We start from the raw sequence: 26,014 nt of genomic DNA on the forward strand, positions 1-26,014 counted from the left end.
CGGCGCCCCGGACACCGGCGCCCACCGCCGGCCCGGCGGGCGGTCAGGAGGCGCCCGCCGTCGCCGCGCAGGTGACCGTCGCCGACGGCTCCCCGACCGGGTCCGAAGTGGCGGCCAGAAACCCGAAAGTGACGCTCGCACCGGGTTCCAGGGCGCCGTTCCACGACGCGTTGGAGACCGTCGCCCTGCCGTCCGCGGTCGCGGAGAGGGTGCCGTCCCAGACCTGGGTGAGCCGGGCACCGGCGGGGGGTACGACCGTCGCGGTCCAGCCGGAGGCGGAGGACGCGGGTGCGTTGGTCACCGTCACCTCGCCCTGAAAACCGCCCTGCCAGCTGTTGACGGTCCGGAAGGACGCCGTGCAGTCGGGGTCGCCCCGCTCGCCGGCGCCGGGTGCGTCCGGCCCGCCGGGCGCGGGGGGCTCGGGTGCGGCCGACGCCGACGCGCTCGCGGACGGATCGGTGTCCCGGGCCGCCGAGTCGTCCTCACCCCCGGCGAGCAGGATCGCGCCGCCGAACCCGACGACGGCCGCGGCCGTCACGGCCACCGCGACGGCGGTACGGCGGAATCCGGGGCCCGACCCGCCCGAAGCGGCCCGGCCACCACGGCGCCGGGCGCCGCGCAAGTCCTCCGCGACGGCGGGCAGTTCCTGTGTCGCGTCCTCCGCACCGGGCAGCGCCCCGGGCACGGCCACGGTCTCGTAACCGGCGTTGCCTTCCTCCCACTCCCGGAACAGCTCCGCCAGGGCGTCCGTACGGCGGAGCCGCAGGACGCGGATCGGTTCGAGGACCGGGCCTTCGTCCGGCTCCGCGGGATCGGGCCGTGTGGACACACCGCACTCCTTCCGTCCCCGTCTGCACGGGGCTCGCCAATCCCCGAGGAGTGATACGGGGCACACGTCCCGCCGGTTCAGCCCGGCGCGGCGAGCGCGTGGCGGCGGTCAGACGGGCGCGGCGAGGAAGCGGTGCAGGGACGTCCTCATGGCCGCGACGAACGCGTCCCGGCCGGCGTCGTCCAAGGCGTCGAGGGACAGGTAGGGGTTGAGGTCCTCCAGCTCGACCAGCAGGAGTTCGCCGCCCGGCGCGCGGCAGGCGTCCACGCGCTGGATGCCGTGGCCGAGGCCGTTCCACTCGATGAAGCGCCGGGCGAACTCCAGGTCGCCGTCGGTCGGTTCGTACGGCTCCAGCTGCCAGCGCCGGTCGGTGTGCGGTGCGTACAGGGCGTACTGGAAGTCGTGGTCGACGAAGTAGAACGAGACCTCGTAGGCGAAGTCGACGCACGGCTGGACGAGGACGTCCCCGTCGGCCGCGGCGCGCACCTCGTTCGGCGGCACGATCCGCAGCCCCATGGAGTCGGCGCCGAGCTTGGGCTTGACGACATACCGGTCGGCCTCGGGCAGCCGGTGCAGGTCCTCGGCGCGGTCGACGGTGGGGATGACCGGATGTCCGGCGGCGGTCAGGTCGAGCAGGTACTGCTTGCCGGCCATGTCGGCCCTGCCGGAGAGCGGGTTGTAGACCCGGATCCCGTCGGCGAGCGCACGCCGGCGGAAGTCGTCGTACGCCTCCTGGTACGTCAGGACCGGGCCGCTGTTGCGGACGACGACCGCGTCGAAGGCGCCCATCAGCGCGGCCGCGTCCCGGGGGTGGCACAGGGCGAGGTCGAAGTCGTCACGCAGCCGGGAGGTGAGGAGGATGTCCTCGTCGCAGTAGCGGCGCCCGCGGGCCGGGTACGCCAGGTCGGTGACGTACAGGATGCGTGATCTGGCGGGCGGCATGCGGGGCTCCTCGGCTGCGGCGGCAGGCGATGGTAGGCAGACCGGCGTCCGGCGGACAAATGTCTCGGTGACCGGAGTTCAGGGAGCACTCAGTTCCCTCCAACCAGTGCACTGAGTGCCATCTGTACACCTCTGAGTGCTACGTTCCGTCCATGAGCTCCAGCAGCGCGGCACCCGGCCGCGGACAGCGGTCCGAGAAGCCGGACAAGCCGGACACCGCGGACCCGGCGACGAAGCCCCCGATGCGGGACGCCCTGGTCGCTGCGGCCTTCCGGCTGTTCCTGGAGCGGGGCTACGAGCAGACGACCGTCGACGACATCGTCGCGCTGGCCGGCGTCGGACGACGGTCGTTCTTCCGCTACTTCCCCTCCAAGGAGGACGTGGTCTTCCCGGACCACGAGCACTGCCTGGCCGACATGACGGCCTTCCTCGCCGAGAGCGGCGAGGAGCACGAGCCGGTGCGCCGGGTGTGCGACGCGGCCCGGCTGGTGCTGCGCATGTACGCCGAGAACCCGACCTTCTCGGTACAGCGCTACCGGCTGACCAAGAAGGTGCCGGGACTGCGCGCGTACGAGCTGTCCGTCGTCTGGCGCTACGAGCGCGCCCTGGCCGAGTATCTGCGCGAGCGCTTCGCCGCCCGGCGCGACGGCACGCTTCAGGCCGACGTGATCGCCGCCGCCGTGGTCGCGGCCCACAACAACGCCCTGCGTTCCTGGCTGCGCTCGGACGGCCAGGGCGACGCGAGCGCCGGGGTGGACCAGGCCCTCGGGTACGTCCAGTCCACCTTCGGCGTCGCCCCTCCCCCGCCCCCGTTGCGGGCCGAGGGCCCCGAGGACGTGGTCGTCGTCGTGTCCCGGCGCGGTGCCCCGCTGTGGCGGGTGGTCCAGGAGATCGAGGCGACGCTCGACCGCGGCTGATCGACCCGCTCCGGAATCCCGGCAGATTCAGGGAACGGAGTGCCTTTACGTGTGGCACTGAGTGCCATACGCTGGCGGCGTGCACGGTGGCACGGTGAACCGGGCACGTGCGTGCACGGTCGACCCGGGCACGTGGATTCCGGCCGAGCGCAGGGAGTTGACCAGCGTGTACCACCACTCAGGAACCGTTGCACGTCAGACCGTCGGCTTCGCGGCGGGTGTACTGGACCGCACGGCGCCCGACACGGAGGCCATCGTCTTCCAGCGCTGTACCTGGTGCGGCACCGCGATGTACCACCGCCTGCTGTGCCCGGTCTGCCAGGGCAGCGACCTGCGGACGGAGTGCAGCGAGGGCGTCGGCACGGTCCGGCACTCCACGGTGGTGCACCGCAACACCCCCGCCGCGCGCAATGTGTCGCTCATCGAGATGGCCGAGGGGTTCGTCATCCGCGGCCGGGTCATGGGCCCGCTCATCGGCATCCACAGCGGCGACCGGGTCCGGCTGTCCACGGCGAAGGACCCCGTCCGGGGCGAGCCGGTGTTCCAGCTGGTCGACGAGCCCTACCGGGCCTGGACCTGATCCCCGTGCTCCCCGTGCTCCCCGTGCTCCCCGTGATCCCGGTGATCCCGGTGCTCCCCGTGCGAGGCTGAGTCCGGCCGGAGCCCAGGCACCAACTCCCGCACGGCGACCGGCAGTCCGGTCTCGAAGCACCGGTTCGCGGCGAGCCCGACGGCCAGGGCCAGCGCGCCGTCCCGTTCGGTCGCCGTCGGATGCGCCACCGCACCCGCGCCGGCCGGCCGAGCGGCGTCGACCGGGCCGAACAGGGCGTCGAGCATCCGTGGGTCTCCCCCGCCGTGCGCCTCGTGGGCGGTCACGAGGGGGATGTCCACGGGGGGCCGCCACAACGGCCGCAGCGTGAGCCTCGCCCCGCCCGCGTGCTCGGCGGCCGTGTCCCCGTGCACCGCGCCGCCGGCGGAGGCGATCCGGGTCGTGGGCGGTTGCCAGCGGCTCTCCTCCACCTCCAGTTCCAGCCGGCCGGCGCTGCCGTTGAACATGACGCGGTAGCCCTCCCACGGGGAGTACGCGGTCAGGTGGTACGTCATCGTCGCGCCGCCCGCGTAGCGCACGAGGACGGCCATGTCGTCCTCGATGGTGACGGGTCCGCCGAAGACGTTCCGGTCGCGCACGTACCCGTCGTCCGGCTCCGCGTCGAGGTAGAGCGCGCGCAGGGTGTCGTTGGCCGTCAGGTCCAGGGCGAACGGGTCGTCGGCGGCCCGGTCGGCGCCGTGGGCGCGGTCGTAGTCCCGGCGCAGTCCGTGGCGTTCGCCCGCCGCACGGCCGTAGAAGCCGAGGCGGCCGTAACCGAACACGTCCCTCGGCTCGTCCGCGAGCCACCAGTTGACCAGGTCGAAGTGGTGGCTCGACTTGTGCACCATCAGGCCGCCGCTGCGGTCCTTCTCCCGGTGCCAGCGGCGGAAGTAGTCGGCGCCGTGGCGTACGTCGAGCAGCCATTCGAAGTGCACGGAGAGGATCTCGCCGACCGCGCCGTCGGCGAGCAGCTCGCGGACCTTCTCGTGCACGGGGTTGAAGCGGTAGTTGAAGGCGACGGTGAGGGAGTTGCCGGTCGTCCGGACCGTGTCGAGGATGCGGGCGCAGCGTTCCGCGTCGACGGTCATCGGCTTCTCGGTGACCACCCGGCAGCCCGCGGCGAGGGCCGGGACGATGTAGCGGTCGTGCTCGGCATCGACCGTGGTGACGACGACCTCGTCGACGCCCTCCTCGGTGAGCAGGTCGGCGAAGCGGTCGGGCTCCCACTGCGTGGCGGCGGGTTCTCCGGCGTCGGCCAGCAACCGGTTGTGGAAGGCCATGCGGGTCGGGCTGGGGTCGCACAGGGCGGCGACGAGGTGGCCGGGGCGTTCGGCGAGGGCCCGGGTGAAGGTCTGGGCGCGGTGGCCGGTGCCGACGACGGCGGCCCGGCGCTGGGGAGTTCGGCTCATGGTGGGGGCCTTTCCCGCCGCGGACCCGGCCAGTCACGTGCGCCCTGCCCGTTGCCCCCTCATCCCGCTCGCCCCCCTCGCTCCTCGCCCCCTGTCCCCTGCACCTGTCCCCTTGACCCGGCAGCCCGGTCGCTTGACCCGGCAGCCCGACAGCCCGTCGACTCGCTCTCCCTGCTCCCCTTTCTCGCTCGTCCCAGGCAACGCACGACCAACTCCTTCCGTCCTCCCGGGTTGAGGGCCGGGACCGTCCGTCCCGGAGCGAACGGAAGGAGGGGCACGTGATGCGTGCCCGGCGAATATGCGTCACCGCTCTGGCGGTGCTCGCGATCGTGGGGGCGTCGCCAGGGTGGGCCCAGGCTCAACCGGCGTCGCAGACAAGACCGTTAGCGGAGCCGGCCGGCAGCGGCGACGGCCTGCCGGCGGACTGGAGCGTGACCGGCGAGGGTTCGGCGCGCCGGCTGGTGTGGCGGTCGGACACACGGGTGCCCATGGGGAACGCCCGCGTCGAGTTCTACGCCGGTGACCGCCTGCTCGGCCGTCCGGCACCGGCGAAGGACGGCCGGACGTTCCGGCTCGGCCTCGACGGAGTCCGGCTGGACTCGGTGCGCGACCTGCAAGTCCGGGCAGCGGGGCGCCGGCTGGACGCGCCCGACACCGCACCCGGCACGTCCTCCGGCCCGCGCGCGGGAGCGACCGCCGCGCCCCGGCCGCCGGCGAACCCGGTCGACCCCGGCAAGCCGGGCACGTACCGGACCGTCACGGGCGAGTACGACCTCGCCCCGGTGCGGCTGCCCGGTTTCGCCCAGCCGGTCGAGATGCGGGCCGTGGTGGTGGCTCCCAAGGGCGCCGAGGGCCGCCGTCCGCTCGCCCTGTTCCTCCACGGGCGCCACTCCACCTGCTACACACCGCAGGGTGAGACGACCGGTGACTGGCCCTGCGCGGCCGGCTCCCAGGCCATTCCGAGCCACCGCGGCTATCTGCGCGACCAGCGCCTGCTGGCCTCCCAGGGCTATGTGACGGTGTCGGTCTCCGCCAACGGCATCAACGGCCAGGACTGGCAGGCCGACGACGGCGGTGCGCAGGCCCGTTCGTCGCTGGTGCGGCAGCATCTGGCCCGCTGGGCCGACTGGTCCGCCCACCCGGGCACGGGCCCGGCGGCCGTACGGCAGGCGCCCCGGGCCGATCTGTCCCGGGTGCTGCTGGTGGGGCACTCGCGTGGCGGTGAGGGCGTCAACCGGGCGGCGATGGACAGCCTGTACGCGCCGCCCGCCGCCCAGGACGGCCATCACGGCCCGGTGCGCTGGCGCATCCGCGGCACCGTGCTCATCGGCCCGACCATCTTCGGCCAGAACCCCGTGGCGGACGTGCCGTCGGTGACGATCCTGCCCGGCTGCGACGGGGACGTGTCCGATCTCCAGGGCGAGGTGTACGTCGACGGCACCCGTCGGGTCAGCCGCGGAGCCGCCCTGCACAGTGCGGTGTACGTGGTCGGCGCCAACCACAACTACTTCAACACCGAGTGGACGCCGGGGCAGGCCGAGGCGCCCGCGGACGACGACTTCTGGAACGACGAGGAGCAGCGCGACCCGGTGTGCTCCCCCGGCACCGGGACCCGGCTGACCGCCGACCAGCAGCACAGGGCCGGCGCGACCTACATCGCGGCGGCGGCGCGGCTGTTCGTCGCGGGCGACGACCGGGTGCGCCCGCTGCTCGACGGCTCGGAGCGCCGGGCGCCCTCGGCCGACCCCGCGCGCGTCCTCACCCACGCGGTGGGGGCCGGCCGCGGTGCCGGGTTCCTGCCGGACGGGAAGGTCGCCGTGAGCGGGGCCCGGCTGTGCTCGGCGGTGGAGCCCGAGTCGGCGAAGGCCTGTCTGTCGTCGGAGACGGCGGGCGTGTCACCGCACTTCGCGCGGTGGGAGACCGACCGCGAGCCCGGCCGCCGCGCGGTCGCGCTGCGCTGGTCGGCGGCCGGTTCCGGCGCACGGATCAGCCCGGAGGGGCCGGTGTCCCTCGCCGGTTCGAAGGCGCTGGCGCTGCGGGTCATCGTCCCGCCGAACACCACCGGGACGCAGCTGGACGTGTCCGTCACCGACACCGCCGGACGGCACCGGACCCTCGGCCGTGTCAAGGTCGACGGGCTGCCCGGGACGGACCGGACCGCCTCGTACTGGGCGCGCGAGGTCCGGGTGCCGATCGGCGCCGACGACGTGTCCGCGCTCGACCTGCGGCACGTCAAGTCCCTGACGCTGACCCCGCGCACACGCTCCGGGAAGGCGTGGCTGATGGATGCCTGGGCCTGGCGGCCGGGCACACCGGCGGTGACACCGGCCCCGCTGCCCCGCGTCGACATCGGCCGGATGACCGTCAAGGAGGGCGATGCGGGCGTACGGACCTACCGGGTGCCGGTGAGCGTCTCCGGGCACGGCAGCGGGCAGGTGCGGCTGTTCGTCCCCGACCCGGCCACGGACAGGGTCACCAGCCGGCTGGTGACGGTCCGGCCCGGCACGAACGCGATCGACGTGCCGGTGAAGGTCGAGGGCAACACCCGCTACGGCTACGACTCGGGCCAGGACGTGTTCGTGAAGGCGGTCCGCACCGCTGTGGTCGGCGCCCACCTGGGTGGCGTGACCGTCCAGAACGACGATCCGATGCCGGCGGTCTCCGTGACGCCCCTCGCGGACCGGGTGACCGAGGGACAGCCCCTGAAGTGGCGGGTCTCCCTGTCGGCGGTCGCCGACGCCGACATCAGCGGCGTGTACGCGGTGCTGCCGGTCACCGACGGCCGGGAGTTGTCGACGAAGGACGTCGATCCTCGCTGGCTGGAGGAGAACACCGGCCAGTCACCGGACCCGGAACGGCCGTTGTCGAAGCTGGAGGGGCTGTCGCTCTGGGTGAACGTCGAGGCGGGCAGGACGTCCGCCGAGCTGGTGATCCCGACGGTGAAGGACCAGGTGGCGGAACAGGCCGAGTCGGTCCGCTTCCAGGCGGTCGACGACTCCGGTGCGCCGCAGCCCGGCGCACCGGTTGTCACGGGCACGGTGCTGGACGCCTCGTGAGCCCTCGCGCTGACGCCTCGGCCCGGGTCAGGGCGTCAGCGTGATCCGCACGCCGACGGTGCCCTGGGCGCCGCGGCGCAGGCGGCTGCCGAGGAGCGTGAGGCGGCCGGTGATCCCGTACTTGCGGGCGATGAGCCGGCGGTAGCGGGCGCTGGTCGCCTCGTCGCAGATCTCCGCGGTCGCGGGGACCTGCTCGCCCGTGGGCCTGCCGCGCAGGTCGCACGGGCCGACGAGGACGTCCCCGCGGGCCCGGATCCGCTTGACCTTCCAGGAGTCGGCGACCGTCCACACGCCCAGCGCGTCCCCGTCCCGCACCACCCAGACCGGTGTGGGAACTTGGGTGCCGTTCTTGCGGTAACTGGTGACGAGCAGATACTTGCCCGCGCCGAGCTGCTCCAGCGACGTGTCGTCCATGGCGGGAAGTGTAGGCGGCTGGTTCGGGCGCGGGAGCCCGCCCCGGCCCGCTCAGTCGAGCGCCGCCGCCATCCGCCGTACGCCCTCCTCGATCAGTTCGGGCGACGTCGCGAGGTTGAGCCGTACGTGCCCGGCGCCGCCGGTGCCGAAGGGGATCCCGGAGTTGAGGGCGACCCGGCCGCGGCGCAGGAAGACCTCCGCCGGGTCGTCGCCGAGGCCCAGCGCGCGGCAGTCGAGCCAGGCGAGGTAGGTGGCCTCGGCGGGGCGGTGCGTGATGTCCGGGAGGTGCTCGGCCAGCAGGCCGGCGAGCAGCCGCCGGTTGTCGTCGAGGCCCGCCAGCAGGCTGTCGAGCCAGCCGGTGCCGTCGCGCAGGGCCGCGCTGTGGGCGATGATGCCGACGTGACTCGGTCCGTGGCTGACCTCTTCGGGCAGCCGGGCCAGGTCGGCCGCGGACTCGGGACCTGCGATCGCCAGGGCGGCCTTGAGGCCCGCCAGGTTCCATGCCTTCGACGCCGACATCAGCGACAGTCCCCTCTCTCCGCCGGGGACGCTCAGATAGGGCACGAAGTCGACTCCGGCGGCGGTGATCGGGGCGTGGATCTCGTCGATGACGACCCGTACCCCGTGGCGGTCGGCGAGGGCGGCGACGGCGGCCAGTTCGGCGGCGGTGTGCACGGTGCCGGTCGGGTTGTGCGGGCTGCACAGCAGGAAGGCGGCGTCGCGGCCGCCCTCGGTCACCCGGTGGAAGGTCTCCTCCAGCACGTCCAGGTCGATCCGCAGGCCGGCGCCCAGCGGGGCCTCGACGACCTGCCGGTCCATGTGCTCGACGAACTGGTAGAACGGCGGGTACACGGGCGAGTTCACCACGACCGGATCGCCCGGTCCGGTGACCAGCTTGAGCATCTCGACCACGCCGAGCATCACGTCCGGCACGATCGCGGTCCGCTCCACGGCCAGTCCGTTCCAGCCCCACCGCTTCTGAGCGAATGCCGCGAGCGCCTCGGCGTAGCCGGTGCCGGCGGGGTAGCCGGTGTCACCGAGGGCGAGCGCGTCGGTGACGGCGCGGACGACGGGTTCGGCGGGCAGGACGTCCATCTCCGCCACCCACAGCGGCAGGACGTCGTCGGGGTAGGCGCGCCACTTCATGCTCGTACGTCGGCGCAGGCGGTCGAGGGGGAGGGCGCGCAGGGGATTCGGTTCACCGGACGTCTCGTGCGGGATCCTCGTCATGGATCACAAGATAGGCGGGCCGCACCGCGGCCCGGAACGGGCGCGGCGGACAGCGGCCGGAGGATGCCCGGAAGCCGCCGGGCGGTCCGCCGGCCCGAGAAAAGATCACCTGGGAAGTGAACGCGGGCATGCCGCGCCGCGTATGGAGAGAGGGTGCTCAACTCCGGGAGGGCCCCGCGGCGTTGACGCCGCGCTGTACTTGGTTCGGGAGCCATGCATGAGGCACGCACGACGACGTCTCGTCCGGCGAGTGACACGGCTGGCGGCCGTCGGCGGACTCCTCCTCGGCGGAACGATGGTCACACGCGCCGTGGCGAGCGAGCCGAACGGCACCTCCGTCCCGCGCACCTACGCCGCGTCGGCCGCCGACACCGGCAGTGACCTGGTCTCCCGACTGGGCACGTCCCGTACGGCGGGCAGTTGGCTGAGCGCGGCAGGGAAAGCAGTCGTCGCCGTCACCGACGAGGAGGCGGCCGCCGAGGTCCGCAAGGCGGGCGCCGAGCCGAAGATGGTCGACCACAGCATGGACGAGCTGAAGTCGGCGACGTCGACGCTGCGCTCGGCTCCCCGGGTCGCCGGTACGGCGTGGGTGATGGACTACCGGTCCAACGAGGTCGTGGTGAAGGGCGACAGCACCGTCTCGGGCGCCGACTGGTCCCGGATGACGCAGCTCGCGGACGGCATGGGCGGTTTCGTCCGGATGGAGCGCACCGAGGGCACGTTCACGACCCGGCTCAACGGCGCGCTGCCGCTGCTGTCGACGGTCGGGCGCTGTTCGGCCGGTTTCAACGTCACCGACGGGCAGCGCGACTTCATCCTCACGGCCGGGCACTGCGGGCCCGACGGTTCGGTGTGGTTCGCCGACAACCGGGGCACCCAGCAGATCGGGCAGACCGTCCAGCAGAACTTCCCCGGCGGCGACTTCTCGCTGGTGCAGTACGCGAGCGGCAAGGCCGGCGCCGGTGCCGAGGTGGTGTCCATCGGTGACGGCAAGGGTGTACGGATCACCGGATCCGGCGATCCGGCCGTGGGCCAGCGGGTGTTCCGCAGCGGCAGCACCAGCGGGCTGCGCGACGGCGAGGTGACGGCGCTCAACGCCACGGTCAACTATCCGGAGGGGACGGTCACCGGGCTCATCGAGACGAACGTGTGCGCCGAACCCGGGGACAGCGGTGGCCCGATGTTCTCCGAGGGGGTCGCCCTCGGCGTGACGTCCGGCGGCAGCGGTGACTGCGCCTCGGGCGGTACGACGTTCTTCCAGCCCGTGACGAAGGCGATGGCCGCGCTGAACGTCAAGCTGATCGTCGCGGCGCAGAACGGGCAGGGCACCGCACCGGCGCCGTCGGCGTCGCAGGGCGCCGGCGCGCCGGGTGACGCCTCGCCGGGCTCGTCGGCTCCGGTGACCGGTGAGGACGCCGCGACGCTGCTGGCCCGGCTCGCGGATCCGAAGAACGTGGGTCCCGGGATGCTGGTCATCGCGGGCAGTCTGGTCGCCCTGGCGGCGACCCGCTTCATCCGCGCGGAGCAGGACCGCAAGGCGTACCGGCGGTACTACTCGGCGACCTGGGGGTGATGGTCCCGGCCGGCGGACGAGGCCGGCCGAGGTCGGTGTGCGAGAGGTCGATGTGAGAAGGGCACCCCTTGGATCAGGGGTGCCCCGGGAGGATCACGAGGGTGGCGAGGCGGGTCGAGGAGGGAGTGCTCGGGCCTCTGCCGCGTCGGGCGCTCAGGCCGCCTTCACCGTCTGCGGGGCCGCCTTGGCCCACTCCATGACGAGGCGCTGGTATTCCTCGCGCTGCTCGACGCTCAGTGTCCCGCCCGACCGGCGCCACAGCGCCCGGATCTCCTCGTTGACCTCGTCAGCCGATCGATCGGAGGCGATTTCAACAGTGGTGGACATGCTGTGAAGCATACGGCTCGGCACGTGAAGGCGCTGTGAGTAAGCACACTCAATACGGACATAACGGACCGTGTTGCTGATCACGTCATGTTTCAACGGGGAGCGCCGAGTTCAGACGTCCGCCGCCCCCAGCACCAGCACCTGAATGGCGAGAACGGCGGCGCCGCGGGCCCAGTCGTGAAAGTCGGACACCTTGGTCTCCAGCTCGATCGGAGCGGCGAGCGGATGCCGGTGGACGCGCATGGTGTCCGCCACAGTCCCGCCGGCGACGTCCATCAGCCCCACCCCCTCCCCGGCGAGAAGGATCTTCTGCGGCAGCACGAAGTTGGCGATCTGCGCGACCAGGACACCCAGCGCGGACGCCGCCTCCTCGATCACCCGGGCGGACATCGGCTCCCCGGCGGCGGCGAGCTGCAGGATCTCCTCGTAGGTCCGGTCACGGCCGGTGGCGGCCCGTACCTGGTAGCGGATGTTGGGGATGGTCAGCAGCGACACGGCGCTGCCGCGCGCCCCGTCGGGGGTCAGCGGGCCGTTGGGGTTGATGATCCAGTGCCTGCCGAAGCCCCGGTCCTCCTCCGCGTAGGGCACCCGCTTGCCACCCAGGACCAGCCCGTAGCCGATACCGGCGCCGATGGTCAGCACGACGAACCGGTCGAGGCCGCGGCCGGCGCCGAACCAGGTCTCGGCCTCGACGAGCGCGGCGACGTCGTTCTCCACCACGACCGGCAGCCCGGTGCGCTCCTCCACCAGCTCGGCGAGCGGCACGTCCCGCCAGTGCAGGAACGGTGACTCCCCGACCACGGCACGGTCCTCGACCAGGCCGCCCACGCCGATACCGATACCGGCGAGCCGGGAATGGCTCGCGGCGAGGTCCGCGGTCATCTCGCCGAGCAGAGACACGACGTCGGCCGGTTCCTGGGAGGTCAGGGGGCGGTCGTAGCGGGCGACGATCTCGCTGCGGAGGGTGGTCACGACGCCGTAGACCATGTCCTCGGTGATCTTGTAGCCGACGAAGGACCGCGATTCGGCCACGACGTCCAAGGGCTGGGAGGGGCGGCCCTGACGCACCTCCATCACCCCGCCCGCCTCGGGGACCTCGATGAGCAGGCCCGACTCGATCAGCGGTTTGGTCAGCCGGGTGAGGCTGCCGGCGGAGAGGTCCAGGCGCCGGGCGAGTTCGGTGCGCGACAGGGGGCCGGCGAGAAGCACCTCGATCGCCACCGAGCGTTCACCGGGGCTGAGAGGAAGCCAGCTGGCGGCTACTGCGGTCATGGTCGTCAGGCTCCCACATGATTTTTTTCTCCTCAAAACCAACCAGGCCAGTCTATGACGGCACCGGCGGCTCGAAGAAGATGTTCGCAGGACTCTTGACGGCTGGATTCTTCCGCAACAAAAGTAAGTGGGGCCGAGGATGAGCCGCAGACGAGGGAGTCTCCCGATGACCATCGCCTCCAGCAGCCCTCCGTCGCGTCTCCCCCTGGGCGGCGCCGCGGGGGCGGGCACCGAACAGCGGACACGACGGGCGGCGACCCGCGAGAGGCGGGGGGACGGACGGCTCGCGGCGGTGTTCATCGCGCCGGCGCTGCTGGGCTTCGTCGCCTTCCTGCTCTGGCCCACGCTGCGGGGCGTCTATCTGAGCTTCACCCGCTTCAACCTGCTCACACCGCCGGAGTGGGTGGGCCTGGACAACTACGTCCGGATGGTCAACGACCCGATCTTCTGGGACTCGCTCCTGGTCACCGTCGAGTACGTGGCCATCAACATCGGCGTGCAGACGGTATCGGCGCTCGCCATCGCCGTCCTGCTCCAGCGGCTGACGCAGTCGGCGGTGCTGCGCGGCATCGTGCTCACGCCGTACCTGATGTCCAACGTCGTCGCCGGCATCGTCTGGCTCTGGATCCTCGACACCCAGCTCGGCATCGGCAACGAGATCATCGCCGGGATCGGCTTCGACCGGATCCCGTTCCTCGCGGACGAGACCTGGGCGATCCCGACGATCGCCCTGATCAACGTGTGGCGGCACGTCGGCTACACCGCCCTGCTGCTGTTCGCCGGGCTCATGGCGATCCCGAACGACGTGTACGAGGCCGCCAAGGTGGACGGCGCGAGCGAGTGGCGGATGTTCTGGCGGATCACGATGCCGCTGCTCAGGCCGGTCCTGGCGGTCGTGCTGATCATGACGGTGATCGGTTCGTTCCAGGTGTTCGACACGGTCGCGGTGACGACGGCGGGCGGCCCGGCGAACGCCACCAACGTCCTGCAGTACTACATCTACGGAGCCGCCTTCGGCCGCTTCCAGTTCGGCTACGCCTCGGCGATGTCGGTGGCCCTGCTGGTCGTGCTGAGCGCCATCACCGTCCTGCAGTACCGGCTCACCCGGGCCGGCCAGAGCGACCTCGGCTGAGGGAAGGGAGACACCGACATGGCTGTTGTGGCAGACACGACGACCGTACGGCGCGCCCGGCGCCTGCCCTCACCCGGGCGGATCGTGGCCTGGGCGGTGATGGCCGCCATCGTGCTCATCACGCTGTTGCCGTTCTACTGGATCCTGCGCACCGCGCTGTCCTCCAACACCGCGCTCGCCGCCCATCCCGGCGATCTGCTACCGGTCGACGCGACGACCGGAGGCTTCGAGCGGGCCCTCGGCCTCCAGTCGACCGAGGAGGCGATCGCCCAGGGCGGCTCGGGCGGCGGGCTCAAGTTCTGGCGGTATCTGATCAATTCGGTGATCGTCTCGACGCTGATCACCGTCTGCCAGATCTTCTTCTCCGCCATGGCCGCGTACGCCTTCGCCCGGCTGCGCTGGCGCGGGCGGGAGAAGGTGTTCGGCCTGTTCCTGGCCGGCCTGATGGTGCCGACCATCTTCACCCTGCTGCCGAACTTCGTGCTCATCAAGCAACTCGGCCTGGTGGACTCCCTGCTGGGCGTGGCGCTGCCGACGATGTTCATGACGCCGTTCGCGGTGTTCTTCCTGCGGCAGTTCTTCATGAACGTGCCCCGCGAGGTGGAGGAGGCGGCGCTGCTGGACGGCGCCGGGAAGATACGGATCTTCTTCCGGGTGATGCTGCCGATGGCGTCCACGCCGATCCTGACGCTGGGGCTGCTGACGTACATCACCGCCTGGAACGACTACTTCTGGCCGCTGATGGTGTCCTACAGCGACAGTTCGCGGGTCCTCACCGTGGCGCTGGCCATCTTCCGGGCCCAGACCCCGCAGACCGGCTACGACTGGTCCGGCCTCATGGCGGCCACCCTCATCGCCGCGCTCCCGATGCTCGTGCTCTTCGGCTTCTTCGCGCGTCGCATCGTCGGTTCCATCAGCTTCACAGGCATCAAGTAAGGGGACGGGGATGCGAGTTCGTACACGTACGATCCTGGCGCTGACCGGGGCGCTGGCGCTGTCCCTGGCCACCGGCTGCGCGCAGGGCGGCGCGGCCGGGTCGGGCGGGAACACGGTGACGTACTGGCTGTGGGACGCCAACCAGCTGCCCGCCTACCAGGCCTGCGCCAAGGGGTTCGAGAAGCAGAACCCGGGCCTGAAGGTGAAGATCACCCAGATGGGCTGGGCCGACTACTGGACCAAGCTCACCGCGAGCTTCATCGCGGGCACCGAACCGGACGTCTTCACCGACCACATCCAGAAGTTCGGGCAGTTCGCCGACCTGAAGGTGCTGGAACCGCTGGACGACCTGGGCATCGACAACTCCGCCTACCAGGCGGGGCTCGGCGCCAACTGGACGGGCCAGGACGGCCATCGCTACGGCGCGCCCAAGGACTGGGACACCGTCGCCCTCTTCTACAACCGGAAACTGGCCGAGGAGGCCGGACTCACCGCCGACCAGCTCAACTCCCTCTCCTGGAACCCGGAGGACGGCGGCACCTTCGAGAAGGCCATCGCGCATCTGACGGTCGACAGGAACGGCACGCGCGGTGACGAGGAGGGCTTCGACAGGAACAACGTCAAGGTGTACGGAATGGCGACGGGCGGCGCGGGGGACGCCGACGGCCAGACCACATGGAGCCCGTTCGTCTCCTCGGCGGGCTGGAAGTACACCGACAAGGCGCGCTGGGGCACCGAGTACCAGTACGGCAGCAAGACGTTCCAGTCGGTCGTCGACTGGTACTTCGGCCTGGCGAAGAAGGGCTACCTGGCGCCCTTCACCGACTACACCGACGGCGCCAACCCGGCCAACGCCCAGGTCGCCTCCGGCAAGGCGGCGACCTCCCTCGACGGTGCCTGGATGATCTCCACCTACTACGGCACCAAGGGCCTGAAGGTCGGCACCGCGCCCACGCCGGTCGGCCCGACCGGTAAGCGGGCCACCATGATGAACGGCCTCGCCGACTCCGTCACCAAGAACGCCCGCAACAAGGAGGGCGCGAAGAAGTGGGTGCGGTACCTGGCCTCGAACGAGTGCCAGAAGACCGTCGGCGGCTACGGCATCGTCTTCCCCGCCACCCCTGACGGCACGGCGGCGGCGGTGGCCGCGTACGAGAAGAAGGGCATCGACGTGTCCGCCTTCACCGAACCGGTCACCGACAAGAAGAACTCCACGACCTTCTCCTTCCCGATCACCGACTACGCGGCGGACGTGTACTCCCTGATGCGCCCCGCCATGCAGGACGTCTACGCCAACGACGCCCCGGTGAGCGGTCTGACCAGGACCAACGACCAGATCAACCTCATCCTCGGCCAGTGAAAGGCACACACTCCATGACGTTCTCCCTCGGCATCGTCGGCGCCGGCCAGTTCTCCGGCCAGTTCGCCACGCTGTTCCAGGCCCACCCCGGTGTCAGCGACGTGTACGTCACCGATCTGCTGCCCGAGCGGGCCGAGCAGCTCGCCGACGCGCAGGGACTGGCCGGCACCTTCCCCTCGTACGAGGCGATGCTTGAGTCGAAGGCCGTCGACGCGGTCGCGATCTTCACCCAGCGCTGGACCCACGGCCCGCTGGTCCTCCAGGGCCTGAACGCCGGCAAGCACGTCTACTCGGCGGTCCCCATGGCGATCACCACGGAGGAGATCGCGGCGATCATCGACGCGGTCAGGGCGACCGGGCTGACGTACATGATGGGTGAGACCAGCCAGTACAACCCGGCCACCGTGCACGCCCGCAACCAGATCGCCGAGGGCGCCTTCGGGCGGCTCTTCTACGCCGAGGGCGACTACGTCCACGACATGGACCTGGGGTTCTACGAGGCGTACCAGTACAGCGGCGGGGAGAACTGGAAGGCGACCGCCTCCTATCCCCCGCTGCTGTACCCGACGCACGCGGTGGGCGGTGTGCTGGGCGCCTGGCAGACGCACGCCGTGAGCGTGTCGGCGATCGGCGTCGTGGACGACCGCGGCGACGGGGTCTTCGACAAGGAGGTCAGCCAGTTCGGCAACGACGTGTCGAACGCGACCGCGCTGTTCGAGGTCGCGGGCGGCGGCTCGTTCCGTACGAACGAGTTCCGCCGGGTCGGCTACCCGTCCCACATACGGGAGTCGCGGTTCAGGTTCTTCGGCACCGAGGCGAGCATGGAGCAGCTCGCCACGGTCGCCCTGTGGCAGGACAAAAAGGGCGTCAAGGACATCAGTGAGCTGCTGGAGCCCAAGCCCACCCTGTCCCCGGACGACCCGTCGCTGCAGCACATCGCACCGGACCTGCGGGCGGCCTTCACCTCGGGGTCGGCGCCGGTGCACGACCGCGCCCGGCTGCCGCGGTCCTTCGACAACCTGCACAACGGTCACGAGGGCAGCCACCACTTCCTGGTGGACGACTTCGTGACCGCGGTCAACGACCGCACCCTGCCGTCCGTGAACGCGTGGGTGGCGGCCCGCTACACCCTGCCGGGCATCGTCGCGCACGAGTCGGCGCGGCAGGGCGGGGTCAGGCTGGAGATCCCGGACTTCGGGGACGCGCCCGAGGCGTGACGTCTCCCCGAGACCGACCCGTGAGCCGGGTGCCTGTCCTGACTCAGGTGCCCGGCTTGCGGCCGTACACGTAGACGTCGTCGCCGTTCTTCAGCAGCGACCAGTACTTCTTGGCGTCCGTCTTCGTCATGTTCACGCAGCCGTGGGAGCCCGGCGGGTTCCACATGCTCACTCCGACGGAGTGGAAGGCCTGGCCGCCGTCGAAGAACTGGGCGTAGGGCATCGGCACGTTGTAGATGCTCGACACGTGGTCGATGTTGCGCCAGTAGATCTTCTTCAGGCCGGTGCGGGTCTCGTAGCCGTTACGGCCGGTGCGGACCGGGACCGGGCCGTACACCAGCCTGCTGCCGTCCTGGATCCAGCTCAGCTGGAGGGTGAGGTTCACACAGGCGATGCGGCCCTTGTTGACCGGGCACTTGCCGTCCTTGTTGGGGTTCTTGCCGACGGCCTTCTGCTTGTTCATCAGGTTCATCACGCCCCAGGTCACGGGACCCGCGTAGCCGGCGTTCGGGCTGATGCCGTGCTTGGTCTGGAAGGCCTGGATGGCCTTGCAGTCGGCGCTGGACTGCTTGCCGTCGACCGGGCGGCCCAGGAACTTCTCCACCTGCTTCTGATACGGGCCGGTCTGGGTCGTGCAGCTCGGCGCCGCCTGCGCCGGAGCGGCGGCGAGCGTGAGCGTGAGCGGTGCGACCAGTCCGCCGGTGATGCCGAGTGCGACGGCGCGCCGTCTGCGTATGTCCCCCATGGCCGGGCCTCTCCCTGACGAGTTCTGTGGACTTCTGCCAGGTAGACCCGTATCCGGGGGCATCGGTTGTGCTGCCGGCCCGGCTGTGACCGAACAGTGAAATTTCGCCAGGCGCCAGGGCGGGCCTCGGCCGGGGCGCCGGCCGTCTCAGGCGTCGTCCGCGGGCCTGACCGCCGCCAGGAATCCGGTGTTCACCGCGGTCAGGCCACCGTCGACGGTGAGGGTGGTGCCGGTGATCCAGGCCGCGTCGCCGGACGCCATGAAGGCGACGGCCGCGGCGATGTCCTCGGGCTCGCCGACGCGGCCCAGCGGGTACAGGCCCCGGATCGCGTCAAGCTCCTCGTCCCGCCCCTCCCACGCGGAGGTGCGCACCGTGCCCGGTGTCACGAGGTTCACGCGGACACCGCGGGCGGCGGCGTGCCCGGCGAGGGTGCGGGTGAGGGAGCCGAGGCCGGCCTTGGCGGCGCTGTAGGCGTGGTTGCCGAAGTCCTGGACGCCGTTGACGGAGCCGATGTTCACGATGGCACCGCGGCCGGAGGCGGCCAGGTGCGGGAGCGCGGCGCGGCAGCAGCGGTAGGTGCCGGTCAGGGTGATGTCGAGGTCGAGGGCCCAGGCGTCGTCCGGACCGTCCTCGAAGAGCTCGGTGTCGGGGGTGCAGGAGGCCGCGCAGTTCACGAGGACGTCGAGGGAGCCGAACTCCGCGACCGTATGCGCGACGGCCGCCTCGACGGAGGCGCGGTCGGCCACGTCGCAGGCCAGGGCCCGGGTCGTGAGTCCGCGGTCGCGCAGTCGCGCCGCGGTGCTCTCGGTCTCGGGTCCGTCCCGGTCGGTGAGCAGGACGCGGGCGCCCTCCTCGGCGAAGCGGCGCGCGGTGGCGGCACCGATGCCGCGCGCGGCGCCGGTGATCAGGACCGCGTGGTCTGCGAAGCGCATGGTGTCCGTCATGGACCGAACCGTAGTCCCGGGACGATCATCCGGGCAGATAGCGTACGTACATGTCCGTGTTCCTTCAGCAACTCCCCGCGCTCATGGGCGTCGTGATCGGCGCGCTCGGTTCCTACGTCGCGGTCGTGCGCGGCGACCGGATGCGGTTCCGGCGGGAACAGACGGCGCGCTGGGAGGAGCGTCGGCTCGCGGTGTACGCCGACTACGCGCAGTCGGTGAAGAAGACGGTCACCGTGACGTACCGGGTCGCCGCCGGGCTGGGCAACGACCCGCATCCGGACCCGCTGACCCTCGAGGAGGCCCGCCCCCTGCTGGCTGAGGCGACGACCGGGCGGGATCCGTCCGGGGAGGCGCTGATCATGCTGGGCAGCCGGGCCGTGGTGGACCGGGCCCGGGCCTGGGTGGTGACGGCGATGGAGATGGAGCGGTTCGTGCGCGAGGGCCACCGGGACCCGGAGCGCTGGCGGGCGCTGCTGGAGCGCCAGCGCGCGGGGCGCGAGGGCTACTACGCGGCTGTCCGCGACGACCTCGGTCTGCCACCGGGCCACTCCGCGCGCTGGCCGCTCCCCGAGGCCGAGCCGGTGACGCCTCAGCGGTAGCCGGTCGTGTCCGCCGGCTTCCCCGCGTCCTGGACCTCGACGAGGTACCGCCAGGCGTCGGGGCGAGTGCCGTCGAGGTCCGTGAAGCCGTAGACCCGCGCGAGCTGCCCACTGGAGAGGGACTCGCCGTTGAAGCGGGCGAGGTCGGGGTCGGCGGCGAGGGCGGCGACGGCCCGGCCGACGTAGCGCGGGGTCTCGGAGATCGCGAAGTGCGGGACGCGTTCGAGGGCGTCGCGCCAGTTGTCCTCGCGCACCTCGAAGGCGTCGAGCATCATCTCCGAGCGCAGCCAGCCCGGGGTCAGCGCGACGGCGGTGGCGCCGCGGGGTCCGAGCTCGTGGCCGAGGGAGAAGGCCATCCGCAGGACGGACGCCTTGGCGAGGTCGTAGAAGAAGGAGGTGCGGTAGTTGACGCTGTTGTAGTCCGCCGTGCCGTCGGTCATCTCCACGACCAGTCCGCCCGGGTTCCGCAGCAGCAGGGGCAGGGCGTGGTGGCTGGTGATCGCGTGCGTCTCGACCGCGAGGCGCAGCAGGTGCAGGCCGTTGTCGAGGTCGTGCTCCCAGAGGGGGCTGTCCCAGGCGAAGAGTTTCTCGCCGCCCCAGACGTCGTTGACGAGGACGTCGAGGCGGTCCTGCTCGTCCGTGATCCGGTCGACGAGGGTGCGGACCTGCGCGGGGTCGAGGTGGTCGGTGGGTACGGCGATGCCTCGGCCGCCCGCCGCGGTGACCAGGTCGGCGGTGTCCTCGATCGTCTCCGGGCGGTCGTACTCCGAGCGCCGGGCGCGGGTGCTGCGTCCGGTCACGTAGACCGTGGCGCCGGCCGCGCCGAGTTCCACGGCGATGCCGCGTCCGGCGCCCCGTGTCGCCCCGGCGACCAGTGCGACCTTGCCTTCGAGCGGTTGTGACATGTCCGGCCTCCCGTGCCCTCGTGTGTGGTGTCGTCATCGAGGGTGCCGGGGAAGCCGGACATCTTCTGTCGTCTTTTCCGGGCGGGTGCCCGCTTGCGCGGCAAGGGTCACCCGGCCGGGCGCGGTCTCAGTGGCCCCGGTCGATCCACTCCTGGAGGTGCGGTGCCTCGTCGCCGATGGTGGTCGGGTCGCCGTGGCCGGTGAGGACCTTCGTCTCGGGCGGGAGGGTGAGCAGCCGGTCGCGGATCGAGCCGATGATCGTCGGGAAGTGGGAGTACGAGCGCCCGGTGGCGCCGGGGCCGCCCTGGAAGAGGGTGTCCCCGGTGAAGATCACGCCGAGGCCGGGGTCGTGCAGGCATACGGCTCCCGGCGCGTGGCCGGGGGTGTGCAGGACGGTGAGGTCGGCGCCGGCGGCCTCGATGACCTGCCCGTCCAGCAGATGTGCGTCGGGGTCGCGGTCCGGGTGGGTCAGCTTCCACAGCGGCATGTCGTCGGGGTGCAGCCAGATCAGGGCGCCGGTGCGGTCCGCCAGGGCGGGCGCGGCGTCGATGTGGTCGTTGTGCGCGTGGGTGCAGACGATCGCCTTCAGCCGACGTCCGCCGACGGCCTCGGCGATGGCGTCGGCGTCGTGGGCGGCGTCGATGACGATCACCTCGTGGTCGTCCCCGACCAGCCATACGTTGTTCTCGACGTCCCAGGTGCCGCCGTCGAGGCTGAACTGCCCGGAGGTGACGAGGCGTTCGATGCGCGTGGTCATCGGAACATCACCACCGAGCGCAGGACGTCACCCTGGTGCATCCGCTCGAAAGCCTTCTCCACGTCGGTGAGTTCGATCGTCTCGGTGACGAACGCCGCCAGGTCCAGTCGGCCCTGCAGATGCAGGTCGATCAGCATCGGGAAGTCCCTGCTCGGCAGGCAGTCGCCGTACCAGGAGGACTTCAGGGCTCCGCCGCGGCCGAAGACGTCGAGCAGCGGCAGTTCCAGCTTCATCTCGGGGGTCGGCACACCGACCAGGACGACGGTGCCGGCGAGGTCGCGGGCGTAGAAGGCCTGCCGGTAGGTCTCCGGGCGGCCGACGGCCTCGATGACGACGTCGGCGCCGAACCCGCCGGTCAGCTCGCGGATCGCCTCGACCGGGTCGGTCTCGCGGGAGTTGATCGTGTGCGTGGCGCCCATGGAGCGGGCCTTCTCCAGCTTGCGGTCGTCGATGTCGACGGCGATGATCTTCGCCGCTCCGGCGAGGTTCGAGCCCGCGATGGCCGCGTCGCCGACCCCGCCGCAGCCGATGACGGCCACGCTGTCGCCGCGGCCGACGTTCCCGGTGTTGATCGCCGCGCCGATGCCGGCCATCACCCCGCAGCCCAGCAGCCCGGCGACCGCCGGGGCGACCGACGGGTCCACCTTGGTGCACTGTCCGGCGGCGACCAGCGTCTTCTCGGCGAAGGCGCCGATGCCGAGCGCCGGCGAGAGTTCCTGGCCGGTGGCGGCGAGGGTCATCTTCCGGCCGGCGTTGTGGGTGTTGAAGCAGTACCAGGGCCGGCCGCGCAGACAGGCGCGGCAGTTCCCGCACACGGCACGCCAGTTGAGGATGACGAAGTCACCGGGCGCCACGTCCGTGACGCCGTCGCCGACGGACTCCACCACGCCCGCCGCCTCATGGCCGAGCAGGAAGGGGAAGTCGTCGCTGATGCCGCCCTGCTTGTAGTGCAGGTCGGTGTGGCAGACCCCGCAGGCCTGTACCTGTACGACGGCTTCTCCCGGCCCCGGATCCGGCACGACGATCGTCTCCACGCGCACGGCCTCGTCCTTGCCCGGTGCGATCACGCCCCGCACTTCCTGCGCCATGGTGCTCAGCCCTTCCCTCCGCGGATCTCCGTCCACTTCCGACCCTAGACGCAACTGATCAGTAAGGGCATGGAACGGGGGTCCGCCCATGCGCTTCCGGCCATCGCCCCCGAATACCCCCCGGGGTACCCTGCTACTGTGGATTGCATACCCCCGGGGGTAATTCTGCCGCCGGGGTGGGCAGGGGCGTCACCAGGATCAGGAGAGGAGTGCTGCCGTGTACTTCGTCGACACCATCGAGGTGCCGGGACTGGGCAACCGCGGCTATCTGGCGGGCGGTGCGCACAGCGCCGTGGTGGTCGATCCACCACGCGACATCGACCGGGTGATCACGGCCGCCGCACGGCGGGATGTGCGCATCACCCATGTGGTGGAGACCCATATCCACAACGACTATGTGTCCGGCGGCCTGGAACTGGCCCGGCTCACGGGCGCCGTCTATCTCGTTCCTGCCGCGGCCCGGGTCGCCTACGCGCGCGTGCCGGTCGCCGACGGGGACCGTACACCGATCGAGGGCGAGCTGGTGCTGCGCGCCCTGGCCACCCCCGGGCACACCCCGCACCACACCTCGTACGTGCTGGAGGAGGCCGGACGGTCCGTGGCCGTCTTCACGGGCGGCTCCCTGCTGATCGGCACCGTGGGGCGGCCCGACCTGGTCGAGCCGGGGCTGACCGGCGGGCTGGCACGGGCGCAGTACGACTCGGCGCACCGGCTGGCGGCCGAGCTGCCGGACGAGACGCGGGTCCTGCCCACCCACGGCTTCGGCAGTTTCTGCTCGGCCGGTCCGCCGGCCGGTGCAACGGCGACGACCATCGGGCGCGAGCGGCAGGTCAACGACGCCCTGGTCAAGGACGTGGACACCTTTGTCGCCGAGCTGCTCGCCACGCTGGACGACGTGCCGGCGTACTACGCACACATGGGGCCCGCCAACACACAGGGCCCGGCACCGGTGGATCTGACGCCGCCCCGCCCGGCCGACGCCGAGGAGATCGCGGCGCGGCTGGCCGCCGGGGAGTGGGTCGTGGACCTGCGTCATCGGGTCGCGTTCGCCGAGGGCCATGTGGCCGGGTCGGTCAACTTCGAGGCCGAGGGGCAGCCGGCCACCTATCTGGCCTGGCTGCTGCCGTGGGGCAAGCCGGTGACGCTGCTGGCCGAGACGCCCGACCAACTCGCCGACGCCCAGCGCGAGCTGGTCCGCGTCGGCATCGACCGGCCCGCCGCCGCGGCCACCGGTTCCCCGGCGGACTGGATACGCCCCGGCGAGCGCCCGCGCTCCTTCCCCCGGGGCACCTTCGCCGACCTCGCGGCCCGGGACGACGTGATCACGCTGGACGTACGACGCGACTCCGAGCGTCAGGCCGGGTACATCAAGGGCTCGCTCCACATACCGGTGCACGAGCTGCGCGGCCGGCTGGCCGAGATACCGGACGGCACGGTGTGGGTGCACTGCGCCGGCGGGATGCGCGCCGGGATCGCCGCCTCGCTGCTCGACGCGGCGGGCCGCGAGGTCGTCGCCGTCGACGACGCCTTCGACGCGGCCCGTGCCGCCGGGCTGCCCATGGCCCGTGTCACCCCGGCCGAGGCGCGGGAGCGGACGGACGCGGGCGCGGTCCTCGTGGACGTCCGCGAGGAGGCGGAGTGGGCCGAGGGGCACGCGCCGGGCGCGGTGCTCGCTCCCCTCTCGGCGCTGGCCGCGGGCGAGCCGCTGCCCGAGTCCGCGCGGTCCGGCCCGGTCGTCGCCATCTGCCGCTCCGGCCGGCGCTCCCGCGAGGCGGCGGCTCTGCTCTCCGCGCGCGGCACGGAGGTCGTAGACGTGGTCGGAGGGATGCGCGCATGGGCGGAGGCCGGGCTTCCGGTGGTGACCGGGTCAGGGGCGTCCGGTGGGGAGTGAGGTCCGCGTCGACGTCGGTCGCCGCAGGGCACCCACCCCCGGAGCGCCGTCGTGACCACCCTGCTCCTCGGGCTCCTCGCCGGCGGTGCGACCGGGCTCGCGCTCGGCGCACTGGGCGGGGGCGGCAGCGTGCTGGCGGTGCCGGCGCTGATCTACCTGCTCGACTTCAGTCCGGCGGCCGCGGCCACCGCGAGCCTGCTCGTGGTGGGCGTCACCTCCGCCACCGCGCTCGGCGCGCACGCCCGTGCGGGCACCGTGCTCTGGCGTGGCGGGGCGCTGTTCGCGGCGGCCGGACTGGCCCCGGCCGCGGTGGGCGGCGTGGTGTCGGGACGGCTGCCGCCCTGGCTGCTCACCGGCGCGTTCGCGGTGGTCGCCGCTCTCGCGGCGCTGCGCATGCTGCGGCCGGCGGCGTCCGTACGGCACGAGGACGTGCCGGTGCGGTCCTGGCAGGTCGTACGGGCCGGGGCGGGACTCGGCGCGGTGACCGGTGTGCTCGGTGTCGGCGGCGGCTTCCTCGCCGTACCGGCACTGGTGAACGTCGTCGGACTGCGCATGCGGGCCGCCGTGGGCACCAGCCTGCTGGTGATCACCGTCAACTCGCTGGTCGCCCTGGCGGCTCGGGCCGGCACTCAGGCGCCGATCGACTGGACCGCCGTGGCCCCGTTCACGGCGGCCGCCGTCCTCGGCGCCTGGGACGGCAGGCGTCTCGCCGGGAAGGTCTCCGGCGACCGGCTGCGGCAGTTGTTCGCCTGGGTCCTGCTGGCCGTGGCGTTGTTCATGCTGGTCGACGCGGTCGTATGAACCGGGCACCGCCCGCGACCCCGTCCCCCCGCTGCTTGCCCGCGGTCATGCCAGCGACAGGAAGAGCTTCTCCAGGCGGGCCTTCATCTGCTGCGTCGTCTCGCCGTCGGCGCGCCCCTTCTCGGTGTCGGTGAGGCACTGCTGCAACCCGGTCGCGATGATCGCGAAGCCCGCCCGGTCCAGGGCGCGCGAGGCGGCGGCGAGCTGGGTGACCACGTCCTCGCAGTCGCGGCCCTCCTCGATCATCTTGATCACTCCGGAGATCTGCCCCTGCGCCCGGCGCAGCCGGTTGAGCACCGACTTGAGGTCATCGCCCTCGAACTGAAGCTCCACGATCACTCCTCTACATACCCTTGGGGGTATTTTACCTCCCCTCTGAAAGGATCTCATTGCGCATGACCTCCCCCCTCGACCCCCGCGCCCTCGACGTCGACGCGGCCCGCGCCCGGCTGTCCGGTCTGACCGTCATCGATGTCCGCACACCCGGCGAATACGCCTCCGGACATCTGCCCGGCGCCCTCAACATCCCCTTGGACCAGCTCGACCGCGCGCTGCCCGCACTGCGCCGGCACCACGGCGAGCTGCTGGTGGTCTGCGCCTCCGGAGCCCGTTCCGAGAACGCCTGCCGGCTCCTCGCCGAGCACGGCATGGCGGCCATGACGCTGACCGGCGGCACGCAGGGCTGGGCGCGGAGCGGGCACGAGCTCGACCGACCCGCGTCCGGCGGGCGCCGCACCTGGTCCATGGAGCGGCAGGTGCGGTTCACCGCGGGCTCGATCGTCCTGGTCGGGCTGGCGCTCGGACTGCTGCACCCGGCCTGGCAGTTGCTGTCCGCCGGTGTCGCCGGCGGCCTGGTCCTCTCGGCGCTCACCAACACCTGCGGCATGGCCGCGATGCTCTCGAAGCTGCCGCACAACCGCCCGCGGCCCGCCGAACTCGACGCGACCCTGGCCGCCCTGGCCCGGCGCGCGTAGACGGCGCGCACCACGCGCGGTCCCGCCGTGCCGGCCGAGGGCGGCCCTCTCCCGGGAAACCCACGGGCCCGGCGGGAGGGAGCCGACGTAGCCTGAATGCTCCGTA

The 26,014-nt window shown here is 71.9% G+C and carries 25 protein-coding genes; 12 read left to right on the forward strand and 13 right to left on the reverse strand.

The annotated features are described in order from the left end of the window. Positions 1-43: 43 nt before the first annotated feature. Positions 44-829, reverse strand: coding sequence for a cellulose binding domain-containing protein (locus tag ACGFW6_RS03275; protein ID WP_393504129.1), 786 nt, complete (start codon positions 827-829; stop codon positions 44-46). A gap of 108 nt (positions 830-937) precedes the next feature. Continuing rightward, the gene (locus tag ACGFW6_RS03280; protein ID WP_393504131.1) at positions 938-1,771 is read right to left on the reverse strand and encodes a hypothetical protein; all 834 of its coding nucleotides are present in this window, start codon (positions 1,769-1,771) and stop codon (positions 938-940) included. A 152-nt stretch (positions 1,772-1,923) separates the two neighbouring features. Between ACGFW6_RS03280 and ACGFW6_RS03285 the strand changes: the two genes are divergently transcribed. Together ACGFW6_RS03285 and ACGFW6_RS03290 are read left to right on the forward strand one after the other, a co-directional pair. Then, entirely contained in the window at positions 1,924-2,688 is a 765-nt protein-coding gene (locus ACGFW6_RS03285) for a TetR family transcriptional regulator (protein ID WP_393504133.1), read from the forward strand. Between the two features lie 166 nt (positions 2,689-2,854). Beyond that, the gene (locus tag ACGFW6_RS03290; protein ID WP_393505065.1) at positions 2,855-3,268 is read left to right on the forward strand and encodes a Zn-ribbon domain-containing OB-fold protein; all 414 of its coding nucleotides are present in this window, start codon (positions 2,855-2,857) and stop codon (positions 3,266-3,268) included. Here the strand turns inward: ACGFW6_RS03290 and ACGFW6_RS03295 are convergent. Next, positions 3,250-4,686 carry a Gfo/Idh/MocA family protein gene (locus tag ACGFW6_RS03295; RefSeq protein WP_393504135.1) on the reverse strand — a complete coding sequence of 479 codons (1,437 nt, stop codon included), beginning with the start codon at positions 4,684-4,686 and terminating at the stop codon, positions 3,250-3,252. The two genes, ACGFW6_RS03290 and ACGFW6_RS03295, sit on opposite strands and share 19 nt — an antisense overlap. A gap of 281 nt (positions 4,687-4,967) precedes the next feature. Here ACGFW6_RS03295 and ACGFW6_RS03300 point away from each other — a divergent pair, with 281 nt between their 5' ends. Further along, entirely contained in the window at positions 4,968-7,742 is a 2,775-nt protein-coding gene (locus tag ACGFW6_RS03300; protein ID WP_393504137.1) for a hypothetical protein, read from the forward strand. Positions 7,743-7,769: 27 nt separating this feature from the next. Here the strand turns inward: ACGFW6_RS03300 and ACGFW6_RS03305 are convergent, their stop codons facing one another. Both ACGFW6_RS03305 and ACGFW6_RS03310 read right to left on the reverse strand, forming a co-directional pair. Further along, positions 7,770-8,156 carry a PPOX class F420-dependent oxidoreductase gene (locus ACGFW6_RS03305; protein WP_393504139.1) on the reverse strand — a complete coding sequence of 129 codons (387 nt, stop codon included), beginning with the start codon at positions 8,154-8,156 and terminating at the stop codon, positions 7,770-7,772. A gap of 51 nt (positions 8,157-8,207) precedes the next feature. Continuing rightward, on the reverse strand, positions 8,208-9,386 hold the full coding sequence (locus ACGFW6_RS03310) for a MalY/PatB family protein (RefSeq protein ID WP_393504141.1): 1,179 nt from the start codon (positions 9,384-9,386) through the stop codon (positions 8,208-8,210). 217 nt (positions 9,387-9,603) lie between these two features. Between ACGFW6_RS03310 and ACGFW6_RS03315 the strand changes: the two genes are divergently transcribed. Further along, entirely contained in the window at positions 9,604-10,959 is a 1,356-nt protein-coding gene (locus tag ACGFW6_RS03315; protein ID WP_393504143.1) for a S1 family peptidase, read from the forward strand. Between the two features lie 153 nt (positions 10,960-11,112). On the opposite strand, the gene ACGFW6_RS03320 is transcribed toward ACGFW6_RS03315, so the two are convergent. Next, positions 11,113-11,298 carry a hypothetical protein gene (locus ACGFW6_RS03320; protein WP_190070112.1) on the reverse strand — a complete coding sequence of 62 codons (186 nt, stop codon included), beginning with the start codon at positions 11,296-11,298 and terminating at the stop codon, positions 11,113-11,115. Positions 11,299-11,397: 99 nt separating this feature from the next. Then, positions 11,398-12,558 carry an ROK family protein gene (locus tag ACGFW6_RS03325; protein ID WP_393504145.1) on the reverse strand — a complete coding sequence of 387 codons (1,161 nt, stop codon included), beginning with the start codon at positions 12,556-12,558 and terminating at the stop codon, positions 11,398-11,400. A gap of 166 nt (positions 12,559-12,724) precedes the next feature. Between ACGFW6_RS03325 and ACGFW6_RS03330 the strand changes: the two genes are divergently transcribed. From ACGFW6_RS03330 to ACGFW6_RS03345, 4 genes are read left to right on the forward strand one after another with little or no spacing between them, the layout of a single operon-like run. Beyond that, entirely contained in the window at positions 12,725-13,690 is a 966-nt protein-coding gene (locus tag ACGFW6_RS03330) for a carbohydrate ABC transporter permease (protein ID WP_393504147.1), read from the forward strand. 18 nt (positions 13,691-13,708) lie between these two features. Further along, entirely contained in the window at positions 13,709-14,626 is a 918-nt protein-coding gene (locus tag ACGFW6_RS03335) for a carbohydrate ABC transporter permease (protein WP_393504149.1), read from the forward strand. A 10-nt stretch (positions 14,627-14,636) separates the two neighbouring features. Next, a complete protein-coding gene (locus tag ACGFW6_RS03340; protein WP_393504151.1) occupies positions 14,637-15,986 on the forward strand; it encodes an ABC transporter substrate-binding protein in 1,350 nt (449 codons plus the stop codon). Positions 15,987-16,000: 14 nt separating this feature from the next. After that, positions 16,001-17,203: a Gfo/Idh/MocA family protein gene (locus ACGFW6_RS03345; RefSeq protein ID WP_393504153.1), complete on the forward strand. Its 1,203-nt coding sequence runs from the start codon at positions 16,001-16,003 to the stop codon at positions 17,201-17,203. 43 nt (positions 17,204-17,246) lie between these two features. On the opposite strand, the gene ACGFW6_RS03350 is transcribed toward ACGFW6_RS03345, so the two are convergent. After that, entirely contained in the window at positions 17,247-17,948 is a 702-nt protein-coding gene (locus ACGFW6_RS03350; protein WP_393504155.1) for a L,D-transpeptidase family protein, read from the reverse strand. A gap of 147 nt (positions 17,949-18,095) precedes the next feature. Further along, complete coding sequence (locus ACGFW6_RS03355; RefSeq protein ID WP_393504157.1) at positions 18,096-18,893, reverse strand: SDR family NAD(P)-dependent oxidoreductase; 798 nt, start codon at positions 18,891-18,893, stop codon at positions 18,096-18,098. Between the two features lie 50 nt (positions 18,894-18,943). Here ACGFW6_RS03355 and ACGFW6_RS03360 point away from each other — a divergent pair, with 50 nt between their 5' ends. Next, a complete protein-coding gene (locus ACGFW6_RS03360; protein ID WP_393504159.1) occupies positions 18,944-19,492 on the forward strand; it encodes a hypothetical protein in 549 nt (182 codons plus the stop codon). Here ACGFW6_RS03360 and ACGFW6_RS03365 read toward each other — a convergent pair. The 3 genes from ACGFW6_RS03365 to ACGFW6_RS03375 form a co-directional block, all read right to left on the reverse strand. Next, on the reverse strand, positions 19,483-20,397 hold the full coding sequence (locus tag ACGFW6_RS03365; RefSeq protein ID WP_393504161.1) for an SDR family oxidoreductase: 915 nt from the start codon (positions 20,395-20,397) through the stop codon (positions 19,483-19,485). The two genes, ACGFW6_RS03360 and ACGFW6_RS03365, sit on opposite strands and share 10 nt — an antisense overlap. 127 nt (positions 20,398-20,524) lie before the next feature. Continuing rightward, complete coding sequence (locus tag ACGFW6_RS03370) at positions 20,525-21,154, reverse strand: MBL fold metallo-hydrolase (RefSeq protein ID WP_393504163.1); 630 nt, start codon at positions 21,152-21,154, stop codon at positions 20,525-20,527. Beyond that, on the reverse strand, positions 21,151-22,242 hold the full coding sequence (locus ACGFW6_RS03375) for an S-(hydroxymethyl)mycothiol dehydrogenase (protein WP_393504165.1): 1,092 nt from the start codon (positions 22,240-22,242) through the stop codon (positions 21,151-21,153). Before ACGFW6_RS03375 ends, ACGFW6_RS03370 begins: the two co-directional genes overlap by 4 nt. A 217-nt stretch (positions 22,243-22,459) precedes the next feature. Between ACGFW6_RS03375 and ACGFW6_RS03380 the strand changes: the two genes are divergently transcribed. Both ACGFW6_RS03380 and ACGFW6_RS03385 read left to right on the forward strand, forming a co-directional pair. Then, entirely contained in the window at positions 22,460-24,133 is a 1,674-nt protein-coding gene (locus ACGFW6_RS03380; RefSeq protein ID WP_393504167.1) for a rhodanese-like domain-containing protein, read from the forward strand. A 51-nt stretch (positions 24,134-24,184) separates the two neighbouring features. Further along, positions 24,185-24,934, forward strand: a complete 750-nt coding sequence (locus ACGFW6_RS03385; protein ID WP_393504169.1) for a sulfite exporter TauE/SafE family protein — start codon at positions 24,185-24,187, stop codon at positions 24,932-24,934. Positions 24,935-24,979: 45 nt separating this feature from the next. On the opposite strand, the gene ACGFW6_RS03390 is transcribed toward ACGFW6_RS03385, so the two are convergent. Beyond that, complete coding sequence (locus ACGFW6_RS03390) at positions 24,980-25,267, reverse strand: metal-sensitive transcriptional regulator (RefSeq protein ID WP_393504171.1); 288 nt, start codon at positions 25,265-25,267, stop codon at positions 24,980-24,982. Between the two features lie 62 nt (positions 25,268-25,329). Between ACGFW6_RS03390 and ACGFW6_RS03395 the strand changes: the two genes are divergently transcribed. Beyond that, entirely contained in the window at positions 25,330-25,908 is a 579-nt protein-coding gene (locus ACGFW6_RS03395) for a rhodanese-like domain-containing protein (RefSeq protein WP_393504172.1), read from the forward strand. The last annotated feature ends 106 nt before the right edge of the window (positions 25,909-26,014 follow it).

This window comes from Streptomyces sp. Y7 (genome assembly GCF_043195415.1).
GTDB lineage: Bacteria > Actinomycetota > Actinomycetes > Streptomycetales > Streptomycetaceae > Streptomyces.

Excerpts from the sequence above, each read along its gene's own strand:
- ACGFW6_RS03340 (WP_393504151.1), top strand. The coding sequence starts at position 14,637 with ATGCGAGTTCGTACACGTACGATCCTGGCGCTGACCGGGGCGCTGGCG.
- ACGFW6_RS03345 (WP_393504153.1), top strand. The coding sequence starts at position 16,001 with ATGACGTTCTCCCTCGGCATCGTCGGCGCCGGCCAGTTCTCCGGCCAG.
- ACGFW6_RS03360 (WP_393504159.1), top strand. The coding sequence starts at position 18,944 with ATGTCCGTGTTCCTTCAGCAACTCCCCGCGCTCATGGGCGTCGTGATC.
- ACGFW6_RS03375 (WP_393504165.1), bottom strand. The coding sequence starts at position 22,242 with ATGGCGCAGGAAGTGCGGGGCGTGATCGCACCGGGCAAGGACGAGGCC.
- ACGFW6_RS03335 (WP_393504149.1), top strand. The coding sequence starts at position 13,709 with ATGGCTGTTGTGGCAGACACGACGACCGTACGGCGCGCCCGGCGCCTG.
- ACGFW6_RS03300 (WP_393504137.1), top strand. The coding sequence starts at position 4,968 with ATGCGTGCCCGGCGAATATGCGTCACCGCTCTGGCGGTGCTCGCGATC.
- ACGFW6_RS03325 (WP_393504145.1), bottom strand. The coding sequence starts at position 12,558 with ATGACCGCAGTAGCCGCCAGCTGGCTTCCTCTCAGCCCCGGTGAACGC.
- ACGFW6_RS03395 (WP_393504172.1), top strand. The coding sequence starts at position 25,330 with ATGACCTCCCCCCTCGACCCCCGCGCCCTCGACGTCGACGCGGCCCGC.
- ACGFW6_RS03320 (WP_190070112.1), bottom strand. The coding sequence starts at position 11,298 with ATGCTTCACAGCATGTCCACCACTGTTGAAATCGCCTCCGATCGATCG.
- ACGFW6_RS03370 (WP_393504163.1), bottom strand. The coding sequence starts at position 21,154 with ATGACCACGCGCATCGAACGCCTCGTCACCTCCGGGCAGTTCAGCCTC.
- ACGFW6_RS03330 (WP_393504147.1), top strand. The coding sequence starts at position 12,725 with ATGACCATCGCCTCCAGCAGCCCTCCGTCGCGTCTCCCCCTGGGCGGC.
- ACGFW6_RS03315 (WP_393504143.1), top strand. The coding sequence starts at position 9,604 with ATGAGGCACGCACGACGACGTCTCGTCCGGCGAGTGACACGGCTGGCG.
- ACGFW6_RS03365 (WP_393504161.1), bottom strand. The coding sequence starts at position 20,397 with ATGTCACAACCGCTCGAAGGCAAGGTCGCACTGGTCGCCGGGGCGACA.
- ACGFW6_RS03280 (WP_393504131.1), bottom strand. The coding sequence starts at position 1,771 with ATGCCGCCCGCCAGATCACGCATCCTGTACGTCACCGACCTGGCGTAC.
- ACGFW6_RS03310 (WP_393504141.1), bottom strand. The coding sequence starts at position 9,386 with ATGACGAGGATCCCGCACGAGACGTCCGGTGAACCGAATCCCCTGCGC.
- ACGFW6_RS03305 (WP_393504139.1), bottom strand. The coding sequence starts at position 8,156 with ATGGACGACACGTCGCTGGAGCAGCTCGGCGCGGGCAAGTATCTGCTC.
- ACGFW6_RS03285 (WP_393504133.1), top strand. The coding sequence starts at position 1,924 with ATGAGCTCCAGCAGCGCGGCACCCGGCCGCGGACAGCGGTCCGAGAAG.
- ACGFW6_RS03355 (WP_393504157.1), bottom strand. The coding sequence starts at position 18,893 with ATGACGGACACCATGCGCTTCGCAGACCACGCGGTCCTGATCACCGGC.
- ACGFW6_RS03350 (WP_393504155.1), bottom strand. The coding sequence starts at position 17,948 with ATGGGGGACATACGCAGACGGCGCGCCGTCGCACTCGGCATCACCGGC.
- ACGFW6_RS03295 (WP_393504135.1), bottom strand. The coding sequence starts at position 4,686 with ATGAGCCGAACTCCCCAGCGCCGGGCCGCCGTCGTCGGCACCGGCCAC.